The sequence below is a fragment of the Spiroplasma endosymbiont of Glossina fuscipes fuscipes genome (genome assembly GCF_049669535.1).
GTDB lineage: Bacteria > Bacillota_I > Bacilli_A > Mycoplasmatales > Mycoplasmataceae > Spiroplasma.
In genome coordinates this window covers 889,494-900,730 of the sequence record NZ_CP187162.1, presented here as the reverse complement: position 1 = coordinate 900,730, position 11,237 = coordinate 889,494, and the positions used below count along the sequence as shown (strand labels likewise).

Here is an 11,237-nt window from a genome sequence, read left to right as displayed (position 1 = left end):
TTGTTAGTTCTCCTTAATTTCTGTTCTACCTTGGATAGCATTTTGATTATTACCAGTTTCATCGTATTCCATTAATTTATTATTATGTTCTATTTCTTTTGCTTGCATTTTATCTTGTCATGCTTCTACTTTTTCAAAATATTTTGTTGCTTCTAATTCATCAATATTATCATATTCAGTTATGGCTCTTATTGGTTCCATTGTGCCATTTTCTAATCTAGCAGTAATTAATTCATTTTGTCGCATTTGGTCTACTAAACTAGCACTAACAAAATCAAATCCATAAGGTCGTTCACCATTTCCATCTCATAAACCATAATATTTTAAAACAGTATCAAATATTTTAGTATAATATTGTTTACGATATGCTTGTAAATATGCTTGTTTTTCTAAATCTTTTGTTTTAGTTAATAATGATTGTGTTTTATTTTGGTCATTATCTGATTTATCACCAAATGGACTAGAATAATGACATGCTAAATATACTTGCTCAATAATAGATTTTTGGTCTTCTGTATATGTTTCTAAGGTTGGTGTACCTTGTACTACTTGTAAAGATTGAGATAATTGACCATCTACTGCTGATTGACCTGATTGAATAAAAATATCATCAAAAGCATTTTGTAATACTTTTTTATTACCTTTATTGTAAGCAGTCATTAAATCATCATCTAATATTCCATATCAATGAGTACGATTTGCTCATCGTTCTTTTGATTTAATATCAAAACTATCTTCTAAATCAAATTGTAATTTATAACAATTTGCCATAGTAGGTCATGGATTTAAAGTGGTTGATGTTGATAAAAATAATGGATTAGGTTCATTTATCATTTCTCAAAAAGGTACAATACCTAATTTATTTTTAAATTCTTGTACTAAAACAGGTCTAACATCATCTTTAATTTGTGTTTTACTTTGCCCAACAACTATTTCATTATTTTTAGGTCAACCTTTAATAACTATTTTATCTTTGGTACAAATTAAATTTAAAATAAAACCACTATCTGATTGATGATAATTTAATCAAATATCAGCACCTTGTTCAATTTCGTTTATTTTACTTACACGTGATGTAAAGTTAAAAGGATTAATTCATAAATCAATATTACCATCTGATGTTTCTAATAAACCAAAGATAGTTTTACCCATTAAACTTGCTGTTAATTCATTTTTATCTAATTTTTCTTTTATTTTATAAGTTTCATATCATCAATTTAATTTTTCTAAAATATCTTTACGATGAGACTTAAATAAAATATCTTTACCATTTACTAATCGCATTTGATGGCGAGCAATAATATTGGCTAAATTAATAGTTCAATCATAATTATAAAATTTTAAAACACTATTAATATCATTTAAGTTTGGTAAACTAGGGAAAGTATTATTCATTGTTATTTTGCTCCTTTAATTTTAAAATAAGTGCATAATTAATAATATTTACTGTTAATAAACTAGGTTCATTTGCTAACACTTGCACACATACTTTAACTTTTTGGTATCTTTTAATATATTCGTTATATAAATTTAATTTACATATTGCGATATTATCTTTTTTTAATTCTTGACAAACCCTTTTTTTAACTTGTCCACAAACAGACATATATGGTCTTTTTGCATTTATTACACGCTCATCATGTATTACATAAATATCTTTTTTCATTAAGTTATTCACTCCCTTTGTTGTCATAATTTATAATCTGCTGAATTATTATGTTTAACCATTGGAATTAATTCAAAGTGTAAGGCATAAAAATCACTATCAAAGGTATCATCATATAAGTCTAACGGTCGTTCTTCTCGGGCATCTGGTTTATCTTCTCATTGAATTAATTCATACTGCTTTTTACTTATAGGACATTTTTCTCATAATCATTTTAATTGATTAGTATTTATTAGCATTGTGAATGCTTCAACACGATGTCTTACTTTAAACTTCTGCTTTTGTGCTGGTTTAAAATGCATATATTGACCAAAAGAATAATTATATTTTTCTCGGTTTAAACTTTGCAATGTTGAATAAGCACTATCATCAACATTAATTGATATACCTTGTTGTATTAAATTAAAATATTGATTTAATTGATTGTTATAAAACTCTAAAATATCTTTAACTTGTTCTAATTCAGTTTTAAATTGTTGTGTAGCATTTGAGTGTGTATATTCTGCTACTTTATATGCTTTTTTATCAAATGAATTATATATTCAAAAACTCGCTGCTGTTGTATGTCCTTTGGGACTAGTAGCATTCGCAATATCAACGCCACCTAATAATTTCGTTGGTTGAATAATATCTGTTGCTTGCATTATATCAATATATCTAGCAAAGATTGACCCACTAGTATTACCTGGTAAACCTCAACTCCATACTCTTGCTCTTTCAATATCTAATTGTTCTAATCTTAATTGTTCATTAACTTTATCTTGTGGTAATTCATAATTAAGTCTTCAACTAGAATAATGAATAATAATCTTCATATTTCATTTTTTAATATATTTAATTTGTTCATATTTACTACGCATTATTTCTTCATTAAAAGGTAATAATTGATTACAATAACCAACAATATATCTTTTTAAACTTTCAGGATTACATGTATTAATTGTTATTTTATTTTTATAACCACGAATAGCAAATTCTAAATCACTTAAATCTTTTTGTTGAAATTGATCACATTCTTCTCTTCAATCAATAACTAATTTATATTTATTCAAATCAGCAAAGGCTTTTAATTTTTCTTTCCGACTTGGTGAATGTAACCCTTTACAATATATTTTGCTACCATTTGATAAAGTAAAAGTAAAATTTGATAAATTAATAGTATAAGGAATATGATTTTCATCTAACATATTTCATATGTTTTGAAATACACTATCTTTTAAATCTTTACTTCAATACATACTAGCAATAATACAAATTGGCTCTTGAATTAATAAACTAATTTTTAATAATTCACCAAACATTTTAATATTTGAAATAGTCTTACCACTATATCGTGTTCCAATTTGATTAATTTCATTAACTAACTCATATTTCTTAGCAAAGGGATATTTATTACCAATACTACTATTTTGTAATAACCAATAAGGTGTTTCTAACAAATAAGTAAAATGATTAAGCATTATTATCACTTTCTTTTTTAATATCTCTAATATCAGTTTGTAAATTAACAATTATTGGCTGTTGATTATTTAAGTTTAATTCTTTTTCAAGTTCTTTTTCTTGTAGTGAATATTTATAATTAAATGCTCGTTGTCAATATAATTTAGCACCATCAGGTGATTTCATCATAAAATTAATTATTTCACTTTCAATTCTATCAACTTGTTTTTCAAGTAAAGGAACTATCTTTTCGCTCCGATAAATTTCTTGCCTTCAATGACGAGAAAGGTTGAATTCATTGGTTAAATCATTCAAAGTATATGGTTTATTAGGTGATTTATTTTGCCAAAATTCATCTATTTTACGATAGAATGTTCGTAAACTTGCTTTATTTGGATTAAATTCTTTCATTTTTACTCCTTTTTGCATATTAAAATTGCTATTATTTAACGAATATGATTAAATAAAAGAGTAATAAAACCTATAAAACTGTATCAATATATAAAAGAACTTAATATAATATTTTGTTCTTTTTTATTATCTATATTTTACATCAAAATTAAAAAAAAGTAAATTACTTTACTTTTTATTTTAGTATACAAGCATATAGAGATAAATTGGAACTTGTTACAATATAATTATATAATTAATAATATATTTGTCAATAATTTTAATTTAAAAAAATGTGAAAATTTATCTTTTTTATAAATTTAATGTATAACTATTTTTATAAAAGAATTGGAGGAAATATAGAGTAATGAAAGATTATACACATGTAAAATATGATGAACGAAAATTTTTTAAGGATTTATTTTTATCTGATAGTTGCAAAAAGAAAAATGGCACACTTAATTTATCTGAAATATCAAGACAAATAGGAAGAGATATTAATACTGTTAAAAGAGAAATTAATAGATTTACAAATATAGAAGATTATAATGCCCGTGAGGCACATGATGATTACTATAAAAAACGAAAAAAATCTATTAAAAAACTACCTACATTTACAGAAGAACAACAAGAATTTTTAAATTTAAGATTTAATATTTTGGGTGATTCACCAGCAGAAATTATTCAGCGATTTTTAATAAAATTTGGTATCAAATTTCCCGCTTGCCTTAAAACATTTTATAAATGAATTTTTTTAGGTCTTTTGGGTTTGTTAAAGAAAAATTTATTAAATGGTGGTAGAAGAAATAGAACAAAGAAAAGACCTGATAATCGTGGAAAATTAGATGAAAGATTTAAATCAATATGAGATATTGAAAATAAAAAAACTAATACTGGTTGATTTGAAATGGATACAGTAGTTGGTAAAGACCATCAATCTAGTTGTTTAGTATTAGTTGAACAAAATAGTAAAAATTATTTTGCTATGAAATTAGAAGAACATACTGCTAATGAAGTTTTAAAAAAACTTGAAGAATTAGTTAGAATTAATGGTTTAGTTGGAAAAATTAAAGGAATAATAACAGATAGAGGAAGAGAATTTAGTAAGTTTGAAGAAATGGAAAAGATTACTAGTTCTAATATTTATTATTGTGACCCAGGTTCACCTAAACAAAAACCCTTAATTGAAAGAATGAACCGTGAATTTAGAAAACGATATGGTAAAGGAACAGATTTTAATCTTGTTACGCAACAAGAAATAAATTTAGTAGTTGATATTATAAATGAAAAATTAAGGCCTGTTTTAAATTGAAGAACGGCAAAAGAGGTATTTTCAGAGAATTTTAAATAAGTTTATTTGAATAATTTAATAAACTATTTTTCAGTGTGTTAAAATTAAGATAAATTTACAAATAATTTAACAAATAATTTATTTTTTTTAAAAAATAGTTGCATTTCTTTAAAAGAGTGTTATTATCAAAATAACAAGAGATAAATTTGGAGCTTAAATTTACATAATACAATTTTTAAAAAATTTTTGAATTTGTTTTTTAATAAAAAACGCATTAAATTCTGCACCCCGAGTTTTCTTATTAAGAAAAAAATAACAATATTTTTTATTTAAAGATTTATTATTTTCTTTTCCAGTATTAAATGAAATTATTCTAACAGTTTGCAAATAAGATTTATTATTTTTATTTTTTAAAGTTACATGTGCATCATCTAAATTAATATATAAATTTTCACAATTTTTCAAATTTATTCTTTTATCTTTTCTTTTTATTAATGCTTTTCGTAAAATACGCGAAATAGATGAACAATGTAATTTGCAATTAAACATATCTAATATATCACTATATCTTTTATTTTTTACTATTTCAGCAGTTATTTTTAGTTTTAAATCATTAATTATTCTTTGCCATTTTTTAACTCCAAATTGTTTATCAACAAGAGAAACATATTTTCACTTACCCTTATAAAAATATTTGTAAATTCTTCTCTTATAAATTAATATTCCAAATTCTATTTTAATTTTTCTAGTTTTTATTTCTTTTACAAAATATTTTGTTTTATCTCGTTTTTTCAAAATTATATCATCAGTTCTTTCTATCTTTTCTTTTAACTGATTTAAAGCATTTTCATAAATATTTTCACTAAATTTATTAAAATTAAACATTTTATTATTTCCTTTCTTTATTAAATTAAAATTATTAATTAATATATTTCATAAATTTACACATACTTAAAAAATGTATAGTATAATTATGTTAATTATAACATTTCACAGAAAGGGATAAATATATGAAAAAGTTATTAAGTATTTTAGGAGTAATCGGATTAACAACAGCAATTACAACATCATTAATTAGTTGTGAAAAACCAAATAACAATGAAAACGGGGGTAATAAACCAGAACCACCATATAATCCACAACAACCACCAGAAAATAGTAGTTGAAAGTTAATTAATAATTCTTTAAATAATATACGAAAAGAATTTGAAAAGCATAATGATAAATGATATTTTATTATTTGAAAAAGAGGAAATAGTTCAAATTGAATATGACAATCAATGTTTTTTAAATATAATGAGTCTGCTCCTAGAATGACGGGTGCTTGACTTTCTTCTATAAAATCAATTTATCGTTGAGATGGTTTAAATGAACCTCAAATACCCGAAATTAATACAAATACAGGTGAAATATTAGATTGAAAAGAATAAAAGGACTTTGCAAGTCCTTTTTAAATTAATCGTACAAATTTCATAAAAATAATTAATAAGAATATATTTGTTATTGTATTATACAATGCTGGACTAAATTTTCACACCTCAAATGTCTGACTAAAAAAACTATATATTGTTTGAAATATTTGACCAACACCACTTGCTAATTCATTAACTTGTTTTACCCCAGGAATATTATTGACAATTCAAATTGCCGCATTTCTGATATTACACGCTAAATTATATCAACTACAACTTTCATATTGTGCTTGTCATCATTGCCCATCAGGGAATAATCCACCATTATTTATTTCTTGTCAATTATAAATTCCAAAATTAAAATCATAATAACGATACATATCATTTTCTTTTTGTGCTTGTAATTCAAAAACATTATAACCAATTTTTTGTTCTTCAATCTTTTTATATTTTAAACCATATTTATCTTTTAAAACACCTTCAAAAACATAACCCTCATTTTGATTAATATTATAATTATTTGCAACTGAAAAATCATAATTAAATACATTACCATAATTTGTGTTATAAAACCGATTTTTAAATGCTGAATACAATTTAATATCTAACTGATTATATTTATCAGAAAAATAAAAATAACGAGGATAAATTTTAAAACCATTATTCGCTAATAAACCATATTTTTTATTATATCCTTGAACATAAGTATTATTTTCTAAATCAAAAATGGTTCGTAAATAATCTTTATAAAAGTTTTGCGAAACAGTAAACATACTATTTAATATTTTTTCAAATTGACTTTTATTAGTATTATTTTCATCAATTAAAACATCTCTAAAATTAACTAACTTTAAACCAAAAAAATTAATTAAAACAGTATCATATCGTAAATTATCAATATAACCACTTTCAATAAAATTACTACGATTTTGAAACACAGGTACCAATGCATGAGCAAAAAAGGATTTTAAAAACTTATTAATATCAATTTGTCCTTTCATCTGCTCAAAAACATATTTGTTAGTATTGGGCGAACTACTTTGATTATAGTTATAAGTTTCAGCACTAAAATTAAAGATATTATCTTTTTCTTTCATAAAAGAAAATAAAAAACCTAAATCATCAGTATACCGATAACTATTTGTATTATTACCATTCCAATATTGTTTAAGATGTGTTAATTCTAAACTACCAGCAACAATATTTTTATGCTCATCAATGGTTAAAATCATTCGGTAAATTAATTTTCTAGTTAAAATAATATCAGGTTTTCAATCTAATTTTTCCATATTACTAATAATTTCAAAATCAAATATTATTCTTTGACTACCTAAATTTGGATCATCATAGTTTGGATTTCCACCTTGCTGAACTCTAATATTTTCTTGTACAATAACATCAATATATTTTAATAAAAAAGAACGAGTATTTTGATATTCATTATCAGTTCAAAAAATAACTTCACCAGTACTTTCATTAAATTCTAGTTTTTTAGGTTTATTTGTATTATCTCAACGATAAATTGATTTTATAAAAGAAAGTCAAGCACCCGTCATTCTAGGAGCAGACTCATCATATTTAAAAAACATTGATTGTCATATTCAATTTGAACTATTTCCTCTTTTTCAAATAATAAAATATCATTTATCATTATGCTTTTCAAATTCTTTTCGTATATTATTTAAAGAACTATCAATTAACTTTCAATTTTGATTAACCAAATTAACTTGTTGTAAATTATCAACACCTTTTTCTAATTTATTAATAACTTCCACAGTATTAAAATACTTTGCAAAGGAATAAGAGAAATTAGTTAATTCTTTTAAAAATTGCTTTTTGTCAATATCATAAAATTTATTAATATTATACTGTTTAGCATAAATATCTCAATTTTTATACAAATCCATAAACTCATCACTAGGCTTATCAAATGAAATTCCCGTTGAATAACTATCTTTTAAAAAGTCTAAATATCATTTATCATTGTAAGTTAATGTTTGTGATGTTTTTAAAGTCGGATTAATAAAATAATTTGTTTCTGACCAATTTTCAAAAAAACTACTGCGTAAAAACATTGTATTAATAAAATCAGTTTCATTCATTCCCGTTGTTTGTTGATTAACAGTATAATTTTGCTGATTTAATGGTTTGAATGCTGTTAAAGTAATAAAAGGAATAATTAACCCTAAAATACCTAAAATAAATATGGCAAATAAAGATAATGACTTACGCATTATTCTTTACCACCTTTTCTTTTTTATTTTCTTTTATTAATTTGATAATTTGATTAAATAGATAACCATAAAAATAATGAATTACTAAAATATATCATAATATATCAAATCATAAACCATAAATTATATAACCATTTATACCAGCATATTTCTCTTTTAATTCATCAATAGTTGAAACTGTATCTAATATACATACAAGTGTTAATGAAAAACTTATAATAAGATACAAAATTAAATCAACCCAAGAAATAAATAAACCATTTTTATGTTTCTTTTCATTTTTATTATCCATAAACTTAACTCCTAACTATACAATGTTTTTGAAACAATAAACCCAACAATATATAAACTTGATATCGTTAACATTAACGGATGACTAAACAAAATTGCCATTTTACCAAACAACGAAAGCAAAAAAGTATCTGAGTTATATAAATCCATAATAATATTTTTTGCTGATGTTAATTGATTTATAATGACTGTAATAAATCCTGTTCCAAAAATAGCGATTGCCGCCACCAATAAAACTAATTTAATCATTATTTATGTACTCTCCTATATCCTTGTTCTCTTGTTTTTGCTTGTTTTACTAAATTTGATAATTGTTGTTTATTACGATTAATTTTAAACTGTTTACGATCTTTAATATGTTTTTGCATACCTTGTTTAGTATCTGAAACTCCACGAGCAGTTGCAGAATAAATATTTGATACACCTGTTTGTACTGTTGAACCTAATTCGTTGTATTGAGTTCTTGTACCGTGAATTGCATAAATAGATAACTTAACAACCATAAAAAAGATAATAAAATAAGCAATTGTCGTATTTGTCATTGGTAATTTTGTATTTCAAATTACATCAAAAATAAACAAAAATACATCAAAAATAAAACTAAAAATCTTATCTCAATTACTACTTTCTGATAATAAATTAATCATCTTTACCACTTCCTTTTTCTTTTTTAGGTTTTAAATTCTTTTTCAAAATATCAATATCAAACAATTCTAACCGCTCTTTAACACTCAATTTAGTAATTTCTGACCAATAATATTCTTTATAATTAACTATTTCATCATTTTTTAAATCACGCACAAACTTTAATCATTGACTATCATATTTCTGTGCAAATTCTAACGGAATAATTATTTTAAAAAACCGAATTCCTAACCCGACATCTGACTTATGTTTTGCTCGTTTACCTTCTGCTGTTCGTTCTACTGATTTTGTTTTTCAAATTTCATAATCAGTAATATCTTGAAAAATGCCAATTCGCATAATAAAGAACCGATTAAAAAAATTAAATCCTTTTTTAGCAATAGGTTTTTTCAGTGAAATTGGAATAATAATACCACTTGCTAATTGTCGGATATTATTTCAAATCATACCCTCACGCTGAGCTGTAAACAAAGCACGATTACCAAAATGTCTTGCTAAAACAATTCACGGAATTTTACCACTATGAACTTTTTTCTCATCGTGGGGACTAGTTCCATCAATATATAAATAACTTTCATCAAATAAAATAACACTGTCATCAGGGGGAACTGGTTTTGTTCTATCTGTAAAATCTAAATTTTTAAATGTTAAAACTTTAACTTTATCATCTTCTAACGGATAATTACTATAAATCTTATCTGTTAATAGTTTCATAGTTTGTGATAAATAAGTTAAAAGTAATGTTTTTCCCGTTCCTAATTTACCAATAATTACCGATAACGGATTATCTCAAACAAAATTAACTAACCGAAAAGCATTTAACTGATAAAATATGTTTTTTCAAACTCATCATACAAAATAAACACATTGCAAAGCAAACAATAATCAAAATACTAAACCAGTATAATTTAATGAAATTATTCAAAATAATAAATCAATTAAACTAAACAAAATCATTGAACCACTAATATAACAATAATTTTTTAAGAAAAATATAAACTTTTTCATTACTTAAAATACCCAACTATTTTAAAAATCATTCATAACAAAAACCAAGTTAAAAACAAAATCACAATTCAAACACCAACCATCAGAGTTAAATATTCATTTTGAGTCAAAGTCCAAGTTGTAATACTTTCAACATTTATTTTATCTATAAACAAAAATATATGAATAAAAAACTCTTTTAATTTTTCTCAATCATTTTGCATATTTAAAAACTCCACATTTTTTGAATAAGTTTAAAAAACATCCCAAAAAATAAAACGATAAATAATACAAACGATATCACATATAAAAATTCAGGGGCATTTGAACCAATAATATAACTAACAAATTGAACTCAATAGTCATATAAACTCATTTAATTTAAATCTTTCAAATCATTAATCAATTCTTGCTGTTTTTCAACAGTTCAATTTGTTAAATTATTTTTAGTTGTTTTTACTTTTTTAGGTTCATTTGAAAATAATGCTTTGTGCATATTGTTAAAATAATTTTGTTTATATTGATTATACAAATTAATTAATTCTATTCCAGTTAAATATTTTCAAATATGGCGTTTTAAATTTTCATCATATTTTACAATAGGATAAGAATTATCATAAATTAAACCAATAGCAACTTGATCAGAATGTTTTTCACTCGGATAAATAAACTTATTACTTAATCAAAAACCAATATGGCGATTATGATTAGGCAAATTTATAAAACTTGCTTTATCTGTTTCAAAAACTATTAACTCTTTACGAATAAAATAATTTTCTATATTTTTATTTTTCTTAACAAAATTACTCAATTTTATCAACTCCTTAATAAACATTGTTTCTAATTAACAATGTTATATTTAATGTTCATATATTGCTTAT

General features: G+C 23.4%; 14 protein-coding genes. 2 read left to right on the top strand and 12 right to left on the bottom strand.

Annotation, left to right across the window (positions count from 1 at the left end; all coding sequences use genetic code 4):
* Positions 1-3: 3 nt before the first annotated feature.
* The 4 genes from ACOBWH_RS05300 to ACOBWH_RS05285 are packed head-to-tail and all read right to left on the bottom strand — an operon-like array spanning position 4 to position 3,535.
* Positions 4-1,395, bottom strand: coding sequence for a hypothetical protein (locus ACOBWH_RS05300; RefSeq protein WP_424525647.1), 1,392 nt, complete (start codon positions 1,393-1,395; stop codon positions 4-6).
* Entirely contained in the window at positions 1,388-1,666 is a 279-nt protein-coding gene (locus tag ACOBWH_RS05295; RefSeq protein WP_424525854.1) for a hypothetical protein, read from the bottom strand. Before ACOBWH_RS05295 ends, ACOBWH_RS05300 begins: the two co-directional genes overlap by 8 nt.
* Positions 1,666-3,126, bottom strand: coding sequence for a PBSX family phage terminase large subunit (locus ACOBWH_RS05290; protein ID WP_424525852.1), 1,461 nt, complete (start codon positions 3,124-3,126; stop codon positions 1,666-1,668). The genes ACOBWH_RS05295 and ACOBWH_RS05290 overlap by 1 nt, the downstream gene beginning before the upstream one ends.
* Positions 3,119-3,535 carry a hypothetical protein gene (locus tag ACOBWH_RS05285; RefSeq protein ID WP_424525643.1) on the bottom strand — a complete coding sequence of 139 codons (417 nt, stop codon included), beginning with the start codon at positions 3,533-3,535 and terminating at the stop codon, positions 3,119-3,121. Before ACOBWH_RS05285 ends, ACOBWH_RS05290 begins: the two co-directional genes overlap by 8 nt.
* Before the next feature lie 328 nt (positions 3,536-3,863).
* Here ACOBWH_RS05285 and ACOBWH_RS05280 point away from each other — a divergent pair, with 328 nt between their 5' ends.
* A complete protein-coding gene (locus ACOBWH_RS05280) occupies positions 3,864-4,847 on the top strand; it encodes an IS30 family transposase (protein WP_424525641.1) in 984 nt (327 codons plus the stop codon).
* Between the two features lie 159 nt (positions 4,848-5,006).
* Here ACOBWH_RS05280 and ACOBWH_RS05275 read toward each other — a convergent pair whose 3' ends face one another.
* Positions 5,007-5,672: a UPF0236 family transposase-like protein gene (locus ACOBWH_RS05275; RefSeq protein ID WP_424525850.1), complete on the bottom strand. Its 666-nt coding sequence runs from the start codon at positions 5,670-5,672 to the stop codon at positions 5,007-5,009.
* Between the two features lie 125 nt (positions 5,673-5,797).
* Between ACOBWH_RS05275 and ACOBWH_RS05270 the strand changes: the two genes are divergently transcribed.
* The gene (locus ACOBWH_RS05270; protein ID WP_424525848.1) at positions 5,798-6,217 is read left to right on the top strand and encodes a lipoprotein; all 420 of its coding nucleotides are present in this window, start codon (positions 5,798-5,800) and stop codon (positions 6,215-6,217) included.
* A 20-nt stretch (positions 6,218-6,237) separates the two neighbouring features.
* On the opposite strand, the gene ACOBWH_RS05265 is transcribed toward ACOBWH_RS05270, so the two are convergent.
* The 7 genes from ACOBWH_RS05265 to ACOBWH_RS05235 all read right to left on the bottom strand — a co-directional run bounded on the left by ACOBWH_RS05265 (position 6,238) and on the right by ACOBWH_RS05235 (position 11,167).
* Positions 6,238-8,433 (bottom strand): spiroplasma phage ORF1-like family protein, encoded by a 2,196-nt coding sequence (locus ACOBWH_RS05265; protein WP_424525846.1) that lies wholly within the window; start codon positions 8,431-8,433, stop codon positions 6,238-6,240.
* Positions 8,426-8,725, bottom strand: coding sequence for a hypothetical protein (locus ACOBWH_RS05260; RefSeq protein ID WP_424525844.1), 300 nt, complete (start codon positions 8,723-8,725; stop codon positions 8,426-8,428). The genes ACOBWH_RS05265 and ACOBWH_RS05260 overlap by 8 nt, the downstream gene beginning before the upstream one ends.
* 11 nt (positions 8,726-8,736) lie before the next feature.
* Positions 8,737-8,973 (bottom strand): hypothetical protein, encoded by a 237-nt coding sequence (locus tag ACOBWH_RS05255; RefSeq protein ID WP_424525843.1) that lies wholly within the window; start codon positions 8,971-8,973, stop codon positions 8,737-8,739.
* The gene (locus ACOBWH_RS05250; RefSeq protein WP_424525841.1) at positions 8,973-9,371 is read right to left on the bottom strand and encodes a hypothetical protein; all 399 of its coding nucleotides are present in this window, start codon (positions 9,369-9,371) and stop codon (positions 8,973-8,975) included. The genes ACOBWH_RS05255 and ACOBWH_RS05250 overlap by 1 nt, the downstream gene beginning before the upstream one ends.
* A complete protein-coding gene (locus tag ACOBWH_RS05245; RefSeq protein WP_424525839.1) occupies positions 9,364-10,377 on the bottom strand; it encodes a hypothetical protein in 1,014 nt (337 codons plus the stop codon). The genes ACOBWH_RS05250 and ACOBWH_RS05245 overlap by 8 nt, the downstream gene beginning before the upstream one ends.
* Entirely contained in the window at positions 10,377-10,580 is a 204-nt protein-coding gene (locus ACOBWH_RS05240; RefSeq protein WP_004028252.1) for a DUF2649 family protein, read from the bottom strand. Before ACOBWH_RS05240 ends, ACOBWH_RS05245 begins: the two co-directional genes overlap by 1 nt.
* A 152-nt stretch (positions 10,581-10,732) precedes the next feature.
* Entirely contained in the window at positions 10,733-11,167 is a 435-nt protein-coding gene (locus ACOBWH_RS05235) for a DUF3627 domain-containing protein (RefSeq protein WP_424525837.1), read from the bottom strand.
* Positions 11,168-11,237 lie beyond the last annotated feature (70 nt).